Source organism: Shewanella sp. GXUN23E, assembly GCF_050865035.1.
Taxonomy (GTDB): Bacteria; Pseudomonadota; Gammaproteobacteria; order Enterobacterales; family Shewanellaceae; genus Shewanella.
The window spans coordinates 1-16,348 of the sequence record NZ_JBOZWP010000005.1 but is presented as its reverse complement, the minus strand read 5'-3'; the positions used below and the strand labels follow the sequence as shown (position 1 = coordinate 16,348).

The window sequence follows — 16,348 nt, the reverse complement described above, 5'->3', positions numbered from 1 at the left end:
GCCAGAGTATACCCTGAATCATCACAGCGCCGCTATGCTGGCCTCGGTCACGCCCGCGCAGCCGCCATTCCGCCCGGTGCTCTCCTGCCAATAATGACCAACGCCACTGCCGCTGTCGCCGAATTCATGCAAGCGTTTGAAAAACATCGCCTGTCAGCATGTTTTCCCTCATACTCTGCGGTTCTTGGGACAGAGCTTCCCCCGATCTGACTGAGATCAGACGTAACCGTGAGTCACTATGCTTAATCAGGAACACAAAGCCACCCTGCTACTGGTGCTGACCACCATGATTGCCGCCCTGGGCTGGATCTTCTCCAAGGAAGCCATTGCCGGGTTGCCGCCTTTTGGTTTTATCGGCCTGCGTTTCACCCTGGCCTCTGTGTGTCTGCTGCCCCTGTGCTACCGACCTATGCGGCGCGCCAACGCCAAAGACATTCGTGCTGCGGCCGGCGTGGGCATTCTGCTGGGCGGTGCGCTGATGTGCTGGATCCACGCAGTCGCCATCAGCGATACCCTGGGAGAGGGTGCCTTTATCATGAGCCTGTCGATGCTGCTGGTGCCCATCGTTGCCTGGGGGCTGTTTCGCCAGCGCCCCAGACGGGTGTTCTGGTTATCACTGCCGATTGCGGTCTGCGGCCTTGGACTGCTGTCACTGAGCAATGGCTGGCAGGGCTCCAGCAGTCAGCTGTGGTTTCTGGCGGCGGCATTGATGCTGGCGCTGCATTTCAACGTCAACAGCAAATACTCCCAGCGTCTGCCTATCCTGCTGCTGACCTGTATCCAGCTGATGGTCACCGGCCTGATTGGTCTGGCCATGTCACTGATGTTTGAAACTCAGCCGCAGACAGTGCCTGCCAGTATCTGGATTTGGTTTGCCTTAAGCACCCTGCTGGCCACCAGTTTGCGCTATGTGATGCAGACCATGGGGCAAAAATTTGTGCCCACAGGCAATGCAGCCCTGGTCATGCTGCTGGAGCCAGTATGGACTGTGGTGCTGAGTTTTCTGTGGTACAGGGAGACCCTGAGCACGGCCCAGCTGACCGGCTGCATACTGATTATGCTGTCGCTGGTGCTGTATCAAACCGGCGGACGACTGCGCAATTTGGTTAAAGCCAGTAGGCTCAAAGACCCTGGATAAATCACCCGCCGCATTGGCAAATGACAACAAAGGGCCGGGGCGGCCCTTTGTTGTTTTCGATAATCTCTCAGGAGCGCTGGCTTCAGTTTTCCATATGAAAATCCAGCCTCACCCACTGATTGGGCTGGGCCACAGGCTGACCATCAACAATTTGTGGACTGTAACGCCAGCTTTTGAGCGCCTTGATGGCCGCATTGTTGAACAGACGCCTGGGCTCTGCTTCTATCACCTCAATATTGTGCACGCTGCCATCGGCACGCACATCAAAACTGAGCACCACAAACCCTTCTATGCCTTCCTGCGCCGCCTTGATGGGATACTCAGGCGCAATCTGCACCACAGGCACCGCCATGCGGTTCTCCTGACCATAAAGGCGCTTATCATCAGTGACGGGGACAGTGGGCAACTGTGGTGGAACAAAGTCCGTCAGCAGGCTGGACTTAGGTCCTTCAACAAATGAGCCTGTATTGCCGGTTTTGGGGATGGTCGGCACAGGTTTCATCCGGGCAGGTTTGGGCCGGACTTCCCTGGGGGTGACCGGCGGAGGGGTAAATTGCCAGTTCAGGGGTTGGGTGACCACTCTGGCACCGGCATCGTCAAAGCGGTTATTGACCAATCGCGCCATAAATACAAACATCAGCAAAGTCATCATCAGCGCGCCCAGCAAAATCAATGCGCGCATCAGCCAGGGACGGGAAATCGGTTGTGGCATTTCAATAGGCATAGAGAGCCTCCTGTAGCGGTGGACCCATGACTATCAATAGCACCGAAACTCAGGCTACACCCTTACCCATTGGTCTAGAATCTCAACACGCCACATACAGACTAAAAAGCATAAAGGTACACGGCGACATACATAGGTAACATCATCAGCGAACCCACTAGCATCATAGTGCGGGTAAACCTTGCTCCCATGACATCCCTGGCATAGGTAAGCTTTGGCGAATAGACAATGGAAACCAGACTCCAGATGAGCATTGTCCCCAGCCAGACTTGCCAAAACTGCGGCGTCAGGAACTGAGTGTCATAGATATATCCATAGAAGCCCAGTAAACCGAGCAGATTAAACAGCAGATTGGCGGATTCCTCGACTTTGACAACCGAGGGACTGGGATCTTTACCCTTGATGTATTCGTATCACTTAAATGGCAGAGGCAATATCAAAACAGCGGCCAATACCCAAAACGCAATGTGCAAAAACATGACGATGAATTCCCTTTCAGTCAGTGACAGTTTCCAGTGAGGGGGCAATAACTCACTACAGATATGTGGGCAGCGAATCGCTATTCAAGCCTCTGCTATTTTGAATCGTAAACATAAAAAGAGCGGACCAGCCGCTCTTTTTAGTGGAAACAAAATCAATCTGAGTACTTTAATTTCTGACGTTTCTCTGTATGGCTTCTGCCCCATATTAGCCTGCTATTACCACACATGAAGCATGAGCAGCGGCAAGGTGTACCGGCACAAACCCCTTTGGATTTGGCACTTTCCCCGGCAACACCACCCCAGTAACTTTTACGAAGACTTGCCAGCCTTGATATATGCGCTCGACGCAAAGCACGATTGTTGTTTTTCATAAATTTTATCCCGAATAGCTTTTAACACCCGGGTGGTCACTCCTTCGAATGACCGCCTAATCGGGTAACGGGATAAACTGAAATTTTTCATAATGCCCCTTTAATTGCGAAGTGATGGCCGGTCAAAGCATTGGTCATTTCAGGCCACTCAATCGAGTGATAAAGCCCCTCAATCGAGGCCACGAGCCCAGACGTTTAGCAGCGCTAAATGAAGGGCGAAGCAACAAAGAGTGAGGGGCTTTAGCGTCGATTTCCTTAGATTAAACTCATTAGTGAGCGACGACCTGGAGGATCTGCCCGCACATCCAGGCCATGTAAGTCCCCAGCGCATACCCCAGCACCGCCAGCAGTACCCCCACCGGTGCCAGTGCCGGATGGAAGGCCGCCGCCACCACAGGTGCCGAAGCGGCGCCGCCGACGTTGGCCTGACTGCCCACCGCCATATAAAACAGCGGCGCCTTGATGAGTTTGGCCACGCCCAGCATGAGTGCGGCATGCACTATCATCCACACAATACCGACCATAAAATAAATCGGGGTATCAACAATTTTGGTGACGTCCATGTGCAGGCCTATGGTCGCCACCAGAATGTACAGGAAGGCAGAAGCGACCTTGGAGGCACCGGCCGCTTCCAGGTGACGGGCCGGACTGAATGACATGCCAAGACCAATACTGGTGACTATCACCACCAGCCAGAAAAAGGTAGAGGTCAGGCTGTAATCCCGGGTTTGCGGATAGTGTTCAGTAAAGAAAGGGCCGAGAAAATCCGCCGCAAAATGCGCCAGACCAGTGACCCCAAATCCCACCGCCACAATCAGCATCAAATCACGCAGTGAGGGAATGCGGGCGTTTTCGGCATGGTATTTCTCAACTTTGGCCTTGAGGGTTTCAATGGCGCGGGTATCAGCGCCGGTGCGGGCATCGATCTCTTTGGCTTTGGACGCCAGAAACAGCAGCACCGCCATCCAGATATTGGCGACGATCACATCCACAGTCACCATCACAGAGAAGATGTTACCGCCAACATCATAAATCTCTTTCATCGCCGCCTGATTGGCTCCGCCGCCAATCCAGCTGCCAGCGAGCGTGGTCATGCCGCGCCACACTGCATCCGGGCCCTGTCCGGCGGTCAGACTGGGGTCGATGGCTGACATAATCAGCAGCGCAATCGGGCCGCCAATCACAATACCCAGGGTGCCGGTCAGGAACATAATCACCGCCTTGGGCCCCAGTCCCATGATGGCTTTGAGATCCACACTTAAAATCAGCAGCACCAGACAGGCCGGCAGCAGATAACGGGACGCCACAAAATACAATTGGGAGGTGTGTCCGTCGACAACCCCAAAGGTATTGAGCAGGGACGGCAGGAAATAACACAGCAGCAGGGCCGGGACGAATTTATAGAATTTCTGCCAGAATGGGTGACTGGAGGAGTTGGTGTAAAACACCAATCCCAGAATAACCGCCAGCAGGCCCAGGGCCGTGGCGTCGTTGGTAATTAAAGCCGGGTGCTCTGCACTCATGTTCGCAATCCTCCCTCGCGATTATTATTATTTTCCTGTTGGGGCCCTGCTCCCCCGGATAGCAAAAGCGCACCTGAAAGTGCGCTTTATCTTTATCCTCTGCGGGTCAGTGATATGTCTCCGCGTGCTCGCTGAGATCCCTCAGTTGCATCTTCACCAACTCGATCATGGGATCGTGCGGGCTTTGCTCGACAAAGTACTGCAAATCCGATGCAGCCAGGGTAATACACCCCAATTGCTGGGCGATAAACGCCCGCTCCCGGTGAATGTGAATGTCATCCGGGTGCCACTGCAACAGCAGGTTACAGCACTCCAGCGCACTTTCAAACCGGTTGGACACAATACAACCTGCTTTTAATTCATGCAACATCCGGGTCAGCAAACGCTTCAGCTTCACCGGTTTAATATGCTGGGGTTTGAGCCGTGCGCCGTTGCCCAGCTCGCCCCGCACCAGGGCATGTATGTAATGCCGGGTAACAAATTCCCCTGAAAGCGGGTCCAGATAGCGCCGCTCTTTGCCACGTTTATACAGCAACAGAGTATGGCCGGGCAGCAGCACCGGTTCCAGCACCAGATCCAGCTGCCTGGCCAGCAACATCAGCACCACCGCCAGGGTGGTGGAGTTGCCTTCTTTGTGCAGCAGGCAGTATCCCAGATCGGCAGCATCTGCACCGAAGTAATCTTCTTTGGGTTTAAACCCCAGTTCCCGGTAATACCAGTGAATCAATCGCTGCAACCTGGCTTCCTGATCCACCAGGTAGTGGCTCAGCACAGCGCCGGACAACTCATACCAGGCCCAGGTGGCCCGCTTCAGATCCGACAGTCCCAGGTGAGCAGCGATTTCCAGCGCCGTCTCAGGCAATGAAATCGCCAGAGTCTCCAGTGAGGAGTCCACAGAAAACGGATGTTCAGAAGGTGACAATTCAGACATTAGCCAATCAATACCGCTTGTTTAAAATGAGCTAACTTGGCCGCATACACTATCCAGCCCAGGGCACCCAGCAGGGCAAACACCCGGAACAGTCGGTTGCGGTCGCTGCGCATAGCCATAAAGGCCAGCAAAATATAGGCAAACACCGCCAGAATCTTCTCGGTCAGCCAATTATCCACGAAAGGATACTGCTTGATTAACACGCACAGTAGCAATCCCGACAGCAGCAGGAAAGTATCAATCACATGCGGCGTGATCTTCAGCCACTTGCGCTGCATCAGCGCAGACTGACGCTCCTTGAGGAAAAAACGAACCAGCAGCAGGGTCACACTGATACCGATAAGGAACAGGTGAGTGTGTTTAACTACCGGGTAAAGCGAATAAAAAGCGTCCATGTTGTTCTGGGTTATGCAAAACAGGGCCAGTAGTGTACCCCAGTGACAACAGCATGCCAAACGGTGCAATTGCTGGCGCTGAGGCAATAAAAAACGCCTCTGAAAAGAGGCGTTTAATCATGCAAATTCGCAATTAACCGGGCCAGCGGCCGAGTGTACAGCGGTCGTTGCTGCCAAAATCACGCACTGTGGCTACATCCTGATACCCAAGTTCCAGCATTTTCTGACGCAGCACCCTGGCTTGCTGATAACCGTGCTCCATCAACAGATAGCCGCCGGGTAACAGATGCGTTCTGGCTTCAGTGGCAATGTAAAACAGATCTGCAAAGCCTTCATCGGCAGCGGTCAGCGCACTGCGGGGCTCAAATCTCACATCGCCCTGCGCCAGATGTTCATCCTGCTCATCAATATAAGGCGGATTGGAAACCACCAGTTCAAACTGCCGCTGTGCCACTGCAGAAAACCAGTCACTTTGCAGAATTTCAACCAGCTCAAGCTTGAGCCGGTCGCGATTCATTTTGGCCAGTGTCACTGCGTCAGGCACTTTATCGACGCCCGTCACCTGCCAGTCAGGCCGTTCACTGGCCAGCGCCAGCGCAATCGCGCCTGTACCTGTGCCCAAATCCAGCACCCTGGCATTTGCACGCAAACTGAGATTGAGCGCAGTTTCCACCAGGATCTCGGTATCAGGCCTTGGGATCAGCGTGGTTTTGTTGACCAGCAAAGGCAGCGACCAAAACTCCCGTTCACCGGTAATGTGGGCCACGGGATGCCCTTTGGCGCGCTCATTGACCATGGCCATGAACCTGTGCCACTGATCACTGGTCAGGGATCTGTCCGGCCAGGTGTAGAGATAAGTACGCGACTTCCCCAGCACATACTGCAGCATGACTTCAGCATCCAGAGTCACTGAATCGGATACCCGCTCAAGCTGGACACAGGCCCACTTCAGCGCCTCATTGATGCTGATGCCGGACATCAGTTCTCGTCCGCCAACGCTGCCAACATGTCGGCCATATGTTCCTGAATGATAGGGTCCAGCAGCAGGTCCACTGAGCCTTCCATCACCTCAGCCAGACGGTACAGGGTCAGGTTGATACGGTGATCACTCACCCGGCTCTGCGGATAGTTGTAGGTGCGGATACGCTCGGAGCGGTCACCGCTGGCCACCAGAGAGCGGCGGGTGCTCTCTTCTTCCAGTCGGCGCTTTTCATCCTCTGCCGCCTGAATACGGGCAGACAGCACGCTCATCGCCTTGGCGCGGTTCTTGTGCTGAGAGCGCTCGTCCTGACATTCCACCACAATACCGGTAGGCAGGTGGGTAATACGGATAGCAGAGTCTGTGGTGTTCACGTGCTGACCACCCGCGCCGGATGAACGGAAGGTATCAACCCGCAGATCAGCCGGGTTAATTTGAATCGCTTCGGCTTCCGGGACTTCCGGCATCACCACCACAGTACAGGCCGAGGTATGGATTCGACCCTGGGATTCGGTTTCCGGCACCCGCTGCACCCGGTGACCACCGGATTCAAACTTAAGCTTGCCGTACACGCCATCGCCACTGAACTTGGCAATCATCTCTTTGTAACCGCCGTGCTCACCTTCGTTGGAGCTCATGATCTCCACCTGCCAGCGCTTGGTTTCGGCATAACGGCTGTACATGCGGAACAGATCACCGGCAAAGATAGCCGCTTCATCACCACCGGCACCGGCACGGATTTCCAGGAAGGCGCTGCGATCGTCGTTAGGATCTTTGGGCAGCAACAGGATCTGCAATTCGCCATCCAGACGCTCAAGGGTGTCGTTGGCGGCAGCAATTTCCTCTTCCGCCATGGCTTTCATCTCTTCGTCGTCTTCTGCCAGCATTTCTTTGGCCGACGCGAGATCAGCCTGAGCCTGCTGATACGCCTTAAAACCGGCGACCACATCTTCCAGCTGGGAATACTCTTTGGACAGGGCGCGAAAACGCTCCTGATCGGCAATGATACCGGCGTCACTGAGCAACGCCTGCAGCTCTTCATGACGCTCAATCAAGCCTTCAAGCTTGCGGATTACAGAATCCTTCATTTTGTCTGGCTAACCTTACTGTTTTTCCAAGCCGAGGGCGGTGCGCAGTTGTCCCAGGGTATTGAGGTCTCCCTGACGACTGGCCGCTGTCAGCGCCTGAGTCGGCGCATGGATCAATCGGTTGGTCAGCTTGTTCGCCAACTCCAGCACTACCTGCTCGGCGTCGCCGCCCTGAGCCAGTTTATTGAGTGCCCGGGCCACCATTTCATCTTTGATGGTCATGCTCTGAGTCCGATAATCGCGAATACTGTCCACCGACTCCAGCGAACGGATCCAGTCCATAAACAGGTGGGCCTGTTCATCGGCAATGATTTCCGCTTGCTCGGCAGCCTCCTTACGGGAGGCCATATTCTGTTCAATGATGCTCTGCAGATCATCCACTGTATACAGGAAGGCGTCGTCCAATTCGGCGACTTCGGCCTCAATATCCCGTGGAACAGCGATATCAACCAATAACATAGGTTGATGACGACGTTGCTTGAGCGCTTTTTCTACCATGCCTTTACCCAGGATGGGCAGCGGGCTGGCGGTAGAGGATATCACGATATCGGCTCTGGGGAGAAAGTCCGGAATTTCCGGCAGAGTAATGGCTCTGGCATTGAACTCGGCGCACATGCCCTGAGCACGCTCCAGCGTCCGGTTGGCCACAACCATTTCACTGACGCCGTTTTCCTTGAGATGACGGGCCACCAGCTCGATGGTCTCACCGGCGCCAATCAGCAGCACCTTGGTGTGACTCAGACAGGAGAAAATATGCTTGGCCATGGACACAGCGGCAAAGGCGACGGACACGGCAGCGGCGCCGATTTCCGTCTCGGTACGCACCTTTTTGGCGACCGAGAAGGTGTTCTGGAACAGACGGTCCATGGTCACGGCAATGGTGCCGGCCTCTTTGGCCTTGGCAAAAGACTGCTTAACCTGACCGAGGATCTGCGGCTCACCCAATACCAGTGAGTCCAGACCACAGGCAACCCGCATCAGATGTTTGACCGCCATCTGGCCTTCATATTGATACAGGCAAGGGGCAACATCGGCATGATTCAGTCCGTGATAATGCTCCAGCCAGGCCACCACGTCTTCACGGCTGGCATTGTTACAGTAGAGCTCGGTGCGGTTGCAGGTGGATACGATCACCGCCTCACCGGTTTTGGTGGTACAAGCCAGACTCTTCATCGCGTCGTGGATCTTGTCCGGAGAGAAAGCCACCTTCTCTCGCAGGTCTACTGTGGCTGTTTTGTGGTTAATCCCGATTGCTACAAGACTCATCTGACTCTAATTTCTGGAAACTGGCATTCAAAAGAGGGTATGGGTGCTCATTCTACTGAAACGGACGGGCTAAAAATAGAATATGCTTAACAAAACCGAATAAAGATTATTAACCCAATTCATTTTTCAAACCAAACTATTACCGCTGCCCAAGCTAAGCATTCCCACTGCCGATGGGACTTGGTTATCCCTCACGGCCGACCTATCATAGGCACTTTGGTCACTCAGTTATAGGCGAATATTTTGAACCGCTTCACAAAATTCCTGCCCTGGGCAGCGTTGTTGCTCGCCAGTTTACTGACCGCCTGTGTCTCCAAACCCGATTTACCTCTGGTGCCTTCTGCGATACAAAATCCGGCCAAGGCCTACGCCTGGGAGATGACCGGCAAAATTTTGGTCAAAACCCCGGACGACAAAGTCAGTACCAATCTGTATTGGCTGCATGCCCCCCGGCGCGAAGAGCTGCGCCTGACCTCCATGCTGGGCACCAGTCTGCTGTCGATGACAGTGACACCGGAGCAAACCTCCCTGACCGCCGATGGTAAAACCTACCGGGATGATGATCCTGAGCTGTTGCTGCAGCGCTTATCCGGCTGGCAGGTCCCGGTCACTCAGCTGCCCGATTGGCTCACAGGTCAGTTCAACGATGAAGACGTCATTACGCGTGATGCCAATGGCCGCCCCAGCGAGTTGCAAACGCCGGCACCGGCATCCTGGCACATCCGGGTGCAAAGCTGGCAACCGGGCAATCCTCATATTCCCAGACTCATGCTGGTGTTTCGCGCCGGCATTGAGCTGAAAATTCAAATCAATCATTGGCAGGCGCTGGCACCGGCCGACACGCCAGCCAGCAACCGAGTACAGAGTTAATCCGTCATGACAGACCATCTTTCCCGCCACTGGCCCGCTCCCGCTAAACTTAACCTGTTTTTGCACGTCAATGGCCGCCGCAGCGATGGCTACCACGAACTCCAGACCCTGTTCCAGTTTGTCGATTACGGTGACAGTCTGGATTTTAAGGTCACCGACACGCCTGAACTGGTGCTGCATTCAGACATGGGAGAAGTTGTCCCTGACAGCGATAACTTAATTCTGAAAGCCGCAAAATCACTTAAAGAAGCCAGTGGTTACTCCGGTGGTGCCGAGATCTGGTTGACCAAAGTGCTGCCTATGGGCGGCGGCCTCGGCGGTGGCAGCTCAGATGCCGCCACCACCCTGGTCGCCCTGAATGCACTTTGGCAAACCGGCCTCACAAAACAACAACTTGCTGAGATAGGCTTAAAATTAGGTGCCGATGTTCCTGTTTTTATTAATGGTTTAGCCGCTTTGGCCGAGGGAGTGGGAGAAAGGCTGCAAGCGGTAACGCCTGCCGAACCCTGGTATCTGGTGATCCACCCTCAAGTGCATGTATGCACCAAGACTGTATTTCAAGATCCTGATTTACCTAGAAATACACCAAAACTCACGGTAGCGACCCTGATGTCCAATCCCTGGCGAAATGACTGTGAGAGTCTGGTCGCACTGCGTTACCCCCAAGTTGCCAATGCGTTGGCGTGGCTGATAGAATATGCGCCGTCCAGAATGACCGGCACAGGTGCCTGTGTGTTTGGTTCGTTCGACACGCAGCAAAACGCCCTTGATGCGCTGGCGAAAATGCCGCCACACTTCGATGCTTTTGTTGCCAAAGGGATGAATATATCGCCGTTGGAGCAGCGCCTGCGCCAGCTCTGACCAATTATCTGGATGGTGAACAGTTGCGCTTTGTTCACCGCCAGCCAACAGAAATAAAGCAAACGCCTGAGGTTCTTACAGTGCCCGACATCAAGCTCTTTGCTGGGAACGCCACCCCCAGTCTCGCGAAGAAGATTGCTGACCGTCTATTTTGCAAACTTGGCGACGCCGAGGTAGGTCGATTCAGCGATGGTGAAATCAGTGTCCAAATCAACGAAAACGTACGTGGTGCTGATGTGTTCATCATCCAGTCTACCTGCGCACCGACCAATGATAACCTGATGGAACTGATCGTGATGGTAGATGCGCTGCGCCGTGCTTCTGCCGGCCGTATCACCGCCGTTATTCCATATTTTGGTTATGCCCGCCAAGACCGCCGCGTCCGCAGCGCCCGGGTACCTATTACCGCGAAAGTGGTTGCTGACTTCCTGTCCAGCGTAGGTGTTGACCGCGTACTGACCTGTGACCTGCACGCCGAGCAGATCCAGGGCTTCTTTGATGTTCCGGTAGACAACGTATTCGGTAGCCCAGTGCTGCTGGAAGACATGTTGGCCAAAGAGCTGGATAACCCAGTTGTAGTGTCGCCTGACATCGGTGGTGTAGTGCGTGCCCGTGCCATTGCCAAGCTGCTGGATGATTCCGATCTGGCCATTATCGACAAGCGTCGTCCACAGGCCAACGTGGCTCAGGTGATGCACATTATCGGTGATGTAAAAGACCGCGACTGTATCATCGTTGATGACATGATCGACACCGGTGGCACCCTGTGCAAAGCTGCTGAAGCCCTGAAAGAGCACGGTGCCCGTCGCGTATTTGCTTACGCTACTCACCCTGTATTCTCCGGCAACGCCGCTGACAACATTGCCAACTCAGTGATCGATGAAGTGATCATTACTGACACAGTGCCACTGGCTCCTGAAATGGAAAAACTGGGCAAAGTAACCCAGCTGACCATGTCTGCCATCCTGGCCGAAGCGATTCGTCGCGTCAGCAACGAAGAGTCTATCTCTGCGATGTTCAGACATTAATCCATCCGGATTAATGTAAAAAACGCGCTCACTGAGCGCGTTTTTTGTATCTGCCGGTGGTTCATCATCAGCCCCTCCACAGTCAATTCCGTCAAATTAAAACCGTCATTCAGTCACATCCACCAGACTTTGCTTGCCGAACAAATTATTGCCATTTTATATTTTATAATATTAATATTATCTGCGGGTAAATGTTCACATATTTGCAACATGAACAGTGGTCGACACAGGAGGTGATTACCCACTACGGACATCAAACTGACGAGAATAACAATATGAAATTGATAACATCCTTCACCCTTGCAGGCTTGTTGCTGTTGTCTGCTCCCCTGAGTGCCAAGCCCCCCATCAAGGGATTCGTATCTCGGGGCGATTTGGACTCGACTGTCGATGGTTGGACCTCCAATCGTAACGGATTCGATGATCCTTTCACTCTGATTGATGACCAGGGAACGCCTGGTGACACATCGGACGATCTGCTGCTTGGGCATCTGGTCGATGCCATTATGGTTCAGGCAGAATGGCGAACCCTTGAACCAACCGAAGGCAACCTGGCAACCAATAACGTGGTAGATCAGGCAATCAGGAAAGTGTCTGACTGGAACACGGCACACCCAAACAATCCACTATCCATCAAGCTGCGGGTATTCGCCGGCATGTACTCCCCCAAGTGGCTGGCGCTGAATAATAATGGCAATCCGATAATGTGCAGCACGGCGCACCTGACCAATGAAAATCTGTGCTTCGTAAATATTTCGACCAAGAACGGCAAAAACGGTTATATCCCCTCCTATTGGAAGAGCGCTTATGCCACCAAGTGGCAGAATTTTCATAGCCTGATGGCCGGCAGATATGATTCCAGAGGACTCATCCGCGAGGTATCACTGGGAGGATGTGCAGTTGCCAATGACGAAAGTTTCTGGCGTCACAAAGGAGATGACACGCCCAATGGCAACGATGGTGTGCATGTAATACGCCACCTGATGAATAAAGGCCTGACTCTGGAAAAGGATAAAAACTGCCTTAAAAACACCCAGTTTTCGGCCATGAGTGCCTGGAGCAAAACCAATATCGGTGTGGCTTACAATGTGTGGTTTGACTATGAAGCCAATGGCAATGACCTGATCTGGACTCAAAACCTGAGTTTTACACGAACCGCGATGCAAAAGTGTGTTGATAAATTCGGCTCTCGCTGCAATATCGCCAACAACTCCTACGGTAACCGGGATATCGGTGACGAAGATGACAGCAACAAGATCTCATTCTGGCTGAAACTCGCCGGCACAGAAGCTACCTGGCATAATCTGGCCAGTAAGTTCAGCTTTATCAGGGATGCCCAGAACACCTATATCCAAACTGAAGTGTGGGCAGCCAAAAAGGATGAAAACAACCAGTTTATCGGCGGTGAGGCAAATGAAATTCATACCGCGATTCTGGTTGCGCACGACAAGATGAAAATCCACAGCGCAGAGATCCCCAAACTGCGTGATCTGAAACGATACGACACCTATCTCAACGACATCTATCTCAGCTCGACTCGGGTGCAGAATGTCCGCGCAGCGTTGAAAGAGTAAGACGCTACCCGAAGGAAGGGAGCCGCCCTTCCTTCGGCTTTACCAAACCACTCCCGAATTTGTGAACTGCCGCCCAAAACTGGGTTTGTTTCCCGCCCGCTTTCCGGACAAAATACGCCGCAACCTTTTTCTCCCTACCTAAGGGCTTCATGCCCACAAAGACAAGGTCGCACATGAGCAAGAAATTTCTGATTACCTGGGACAACATGCAAATGTATACCCGCGAGTTGGCCGAACGCCTGCTGCCAGCCACACAGTGGAAGGGCATCATTGCTGTCAGCCGCGGTGGTTTGGTCCCTGCCGCCATTCTGGCCCGCGAACTGGGTCTGCGCCATGTTGATACCATCTGTATCGCTTCTTACGACCATGATCAGAAAGGTGAAGCCAATATCCTCAAACAGGCCCCGGGTGATGGCGAAGGCTTTATCGTGATTGACGATCTGGTAGATACCGGCTCGACCGCCAAGCTGATCCGCGAAATCTACCCCAAAGCCAGATTTGTGACTGTGTGTGCCAAGCCCGCCGGTGCGTCGCTGGTCGATGACTATATCGTCGATATTCCGCAGGACACCTGGATTGAACAACCCTGGGATACCGGCGTCAGCTTCCGCGCGCCACTGCACAAATAAATTCAGCGCACCGCGATATAGATATAAAAGCCAACCGTGACATGGATTCCTCGGTTGGCTTTTTGCTGTTAAGTCCTGCCAGCCCGCTGAAACTAGCCAAACAGCCACACCGGTGAGCCATAACTCACCCACTCCTGGCCCTGCAGACGCAACGCATCTCCATCATGCAACAGCGCAACGGGCGTGAATAACGCCGCCTGTTGTAACCAAGCCATGTTGTCTGTCACCGGCAGATGAGGCACCAACTGAAATTCGCACAGGGTTGCGCCCGTCAGATGCTGTAAGCCAATATCATTGGCGTCACCGCAGACAACTGCACTTGATATATCCGCGGTGAGGATAATAGCGCCAGCACTCAGTCCAACCAACGCGCCACCTCTGGATGCGAAATCGATAATTTTTGGCAGCAGATTCCGGTGTTTCAACCAATATAAAAAACGAAAAGTATTACCGCCACTTAAGTGGATCAGATCGTTATCAAACAGAGCATCTATAATATTGGTGTCATAACCCTGCTCCAGCTCAAGAAAAGTTGCCATCTCAATCTCCAATCCGGCATACCATTCCCGGACAGGTTTAAAATAGTCTTTATCAGGATCCGGCTCGGATGCAATATAACCAGCCCGCAGACCTGTTTTGCCGAGTCTCTGTTTCAGCTCGGTTATTGCCGCTACCGGATGATCTCCATCCATCGAGCTCAACAACAGCAATTCCATACGCCCCCAATTATCCATAAAAAAGCCCCCACATCATGATGGATGCAGGGGCTTAATTTCAACGCCAGTTACCAACAACGATAACTTTGCTCGACTTCGTACTTACTGCAACGTCCAAATTTGTCACTCTTCAAACACTCCAGATGCTGCTGCGCTCCCAGCTGCGAATGCTGATAGCCATTCAAAGCACATTCATGCTCTATTTGCATCATGGCCTGATTTCTGACAATGACAATTGAATCCTCTACTTGGTAGTGGTAGCTCAAAGAAGATTCAATCTGGATGGGGTTCTTCGCATGTTCAGGTGAGCTTGAACAGCCACTCAATAAAACAGAGGAAAAAACAAAAGAGGAAATAAACAGCGAATTTAGCTTAGTCATCCTTAACACGACTTACACAACAAAAAATGTGGTCAAATTGTACCTAACCCATTTGGATACAACAAGTTACAAAGTCAATATAACGACTGTGACCAAATATTTGACGACAACGAGATACTCATCATTTATTAGCAATCAATAAATATCTGACGATTTCACAATACAGATGTGAGCCTCATGGTCGCGATGACCAACAAGGCTCATCCATATACTGCATCAGCGTATCACTTCACTTGTTTGGCACGTTGAACGATCTCAGGGTTGGCAATGGCATCCTGTGCCAGGATCAGCTGCAATTCATATGCATTCTGCCTGAAGGTCTCAGCCAGCACCGCATTAACCGATGCATTGGTGCGCTCAAAGGCAGCCACAGGGGCATAGCCTGCCAGCAGATTGGCCAGCATCAGGCCACTGATTAAGTCGCCCACGCCCACTGGCTGCTTGTCAGCAGCAAACTCATACAGTGGACGATGTGCCAGCCAGGCGCCGTCGGCGGTCACCAGCAAAATCTCAAACTCTTCTTTAGAGGTTGCCGCGCGGGACAGATGTTTCACCAACACCAATTTAATGCCGCCGACAATCAAACTCTCGCAGGCCTCGATGGCTTCATCCAGATTATGGATTTCACGGCCGGTGAGGGTTTCCAGCTCCAGCAAGTTGGGGGCAATCATATCTGCCACTGCCAGAGCTTTGGTACTCAGGAACTCCTGTACTCCTGGCGCGACAATGCAGCCTTTCTCCGGATGCCCCATAACAGGATCGCAGAAATAAATGGCGCTGGGGTTGGCCGCTTTCAGCTGCTGCACGGCAGCGACAATTTCCTCACCCTGAGCTGCACTGCCCATATAGCCACTGAGCAAGGCGTCCACAGATGGCAGCACATGAATATTGGCCAGTCCCTGCACCAATTCAGTGATCTGGCCTGCGGGCATCACCATTCCCTTCCAGCCTTCCGCATACTGAGTGTGATTGGAAAACTGCACTGTGTTAATGGGCAGCACATCCATGCCACTGCGACGCATTGGAAATACTGCACTGCTGTTGCCGGCGCAGCCAAAAACCACGTGGGACTGGATAGAGATGATCCGCTTCATGGGTAAACCTTATTCTTTTTACAAGTCATCTGAAAATAAGCGGAGCGAGCCGCAGAGCGGGCAAGTATAGCACCAGACTCACAACCTGCGGCAGGCCTGGCGCACAGCCTCAAATAAGTGCACAGGATTTAATCTGGTGTTTAATTTGACGAAAACTAAACACAAAAAATCATTCAATTGAAGGACTTTAAAGTGTAGCTGTGCGCAGGGTTTTAACCTGAATGTGGACGACGGGCTCAAAACCTGACTGGCAATCCATATAAGCAAAAAGACCTATCGTGATGACCAGTCTTCATGTA

Annotated in this window: 16 protein-coding genes; 6 read left to right on the top strand and 10 right to left on the bottom strand. The window is 52.8% G+C overall.

Going from position 1 to position 16,348, the window contains the following annotated elements; all coding sequences use genetic code 11:
* Positions 1-21: 21 nt before the first annotated feature.
* A complete protein-coding gene (locus ACRRUX_RS06385; protein ID WP_432528361.1) occupies positions 22-147 on the bottom strand; it encodes a hypothetical protein in 126 nt (41 codons plus the stop codon).
* 91 nt (positions 148-238) lie between these two features.
* Between ACRRUX_RS06385 and ACRRUX_RS06380 the strand changes: the two genes are divergently transcribed.
* Positions 239-1,138: a DMT family transporter gene (locus tag ACRRUX_RS06380; RefSeq protein WP_432528359.1), complete on the top strand. Its 900-nt coding sequence runs from the start codon at positions 239-241 to the stop codon at positions 1,136-1,138.
* An 82-nt stretch (positions 1,139-1,220) separates the two neighbouring features.
* On the opposite strand, the gene ACRRUX_RS06375 is transcribed toward ACRRUX_RS06380, so the two are convergent.
* The 7 genes from ACRRUX_RS06375 to hemA form a co-directional block, all read right to left on the bottom strand.
* Positions 1,221-1,862: a TonB family protein gene (locus ACRRUX_RS06375; protein WP_432528357.1), complete on the bottom strand. Its 642-nt coding sequence runs from the start codon at positions 1,860-1,862 to the stop codon at positions 1,221-1,223.
* A gap of 1,122 nt (positions 1,863-2,984) precedes the next feature.
* Positions 2,985-4,238, bottom strand: coding sequence for a DUF819 domain-containing protein (locus tag ACRRUX_RS06370; RefSeq protein ID WP_432528355.1), 1,254 nt, complete (start codon positions 4,236-4,238; stop codon positions 2,985-2,987).
* A gap of 106 nt (positions 4,239-4,344) precedes the next feature.
* A complete protein-coding gene (locus ACRRUX_RS06365) occupies positions 4,345-5,169 on the bottom strand; it encodes a SirB1 family protein (protein WP_432528353.1) in 825 nt (274 codons plus the stop codon).
* Positions 5,169-5,564 (bottom strand): SirB2 family protein, encoded by a 396-nt coding sequence (locus tag ACRRUX_RS06360; RefSeq protein WP_432528351.1) that lies wholly within the window; start codon positions 5,562-5,564, stop codon positions 5,169-5,171. The genes ACRRUX_RS06365 and ACRRUX_RS06360 overlap by 1 nt, the downstream gene beginning before the upstream one ends.
* A 133-nt stretch (positions 5,565-5,697) precedes the next feature.
* A complete protein-coding gene (gene prmC / locus ACRRUX_RS06355) occupies positions 5,698-6,543 on the bottom strand; it encodes a peptide chain release factor N(5)-glutamine methyltransferase (RefSeq protein WP_432528349.1) in 846 nt (281 codons plus the stop codon).
* On the bottom strand, positions 6,543-7,631 hold the full coding sequence (gene prfA / locus ACRRUX_RS06350; RefSeq protein WP_432528347.1) for a peptide chain release factor 1: 1,089 nt from the start codon (positions 7,629-7,631) through the stop codon (positions 6,543-6,545). Before prfA ends, prmC begins: the two co-directional genes overlap by 1 nt.
* Positions 7,632-7,646: 15 nt before the next feature.
* Positions 7,647-8,897 (bottom strand): glutamyl-tRNA reductase, encoded by a 1,251-nt coding sequence (gene hemA, locus ACRRUX_RS06345; RefSeq protein WP_432528345.1) that lies wholly within the window; start codon positions 8,895-8,897, stop codon positions 7,647-7,649.
* A 243-nt stretch (positions 8,898-9,140) separates the two neighbouring features.
* Between hemA and lolB the strand changes: the two genes are divergently transcribed.
* From lolB to gpt, 5 genes are all read left to right on the top strand, one after another.
* On the top strand, positions 9,141-9,767 hold the full coding sequence (lolB, locus tag ACRRUX_RS06340) for a lipoprotein insertase outer membrane protein LolB (RefSeq protein ID WP_432528343.1): 627 nt from the start codon (positions 9,141-9,143) through the stop codon (positions 9,765-9,767).
* 6 nt (positions 9,768-9,773) lie between these two features.
* Positions 9,774-10,628: a 4-(cytidine 5'-diphospho)-2-C-methyl-D-erythritol kinase gene (ispE, locus tag ACRRUX_RS06335; RefSeq protein WP_432528341.1), complete on the top strand. Its 855-nt coding sequence runs from the start codon at positions 9,774-9,776 to the stop codon at positions 10,626-10,628.
* Positions 10,629-10,708: 80 nt separating this feature from the next.
* A complete protein-coding gene (locus ACRRUX_RS06330) occupies positions 10,709-11,656 on the top strand; it encodes a ribose-phosphate pyrophosphokinase (protein WP_432528339.1) in 948 nt (315 codons plus the stop codon).
* A 275-nt stretch (positions 11,657-11,931) separates the two neighbouring features.
* Entirely contained in the window at positions 11,932-13,230 is a 1,299-nt protein-coding gene (locus ACRRUX_RS06325; protein WP_432528337.1) for a hypothetical protein, read from the top strand.
* 173 nt (positions 13,231-13,403) lie between these two features.
* Positions 13,404-13,859 carry a xanthine phosphoribosyltransferase gene (gpt, locus tag ACRRUX_RS06320; protein WP_432528333.1) on the top strand — a complete coding sequence of 152 codons (456 nt, stop codon included), beginning with the start codon at positions 13,404-13,406 and terminating at the stop codon, positions 13,857-13,859.
* Positions 13,860-13,951: 92 nt separating this feature from the next.
* Here gpt and ACRRUX_RS06315 read toward each other — a convergent pair whose 3' ends face one another.
* Both ACRRUX_RS06315 and pdxY read right to left on the bottom strand, forming a co-directional pair.
* Complete coding sequence (locus tag ACRRUX_RS06315) at positions 13,952-14,593, bottom strand: Type 1 glutamine amidotransferase-like domain-containing protein (protein ID WP_432528331.1); 642 nt, start codon at positions 14,591-14,593, stop codon at positions 13,952-13,954.
* Positions 14,594-15,179: 586 nt separating this feature from the next.
* On the bottom strand, positions 15,180-16,049 hold the full coding sequence (gene pdxY, locus ACRRUX_RS06310; RefSeq protein ID WP_432528329.1) for a pyridoxal kinase PdxY: 870 nt from the start codon (positions 16,047-16,049) through the stop codon (positions 15,180-15,182).
* Between the last annotated feature and the right edge of the window lie 299 nt (positions 16,050-16,348).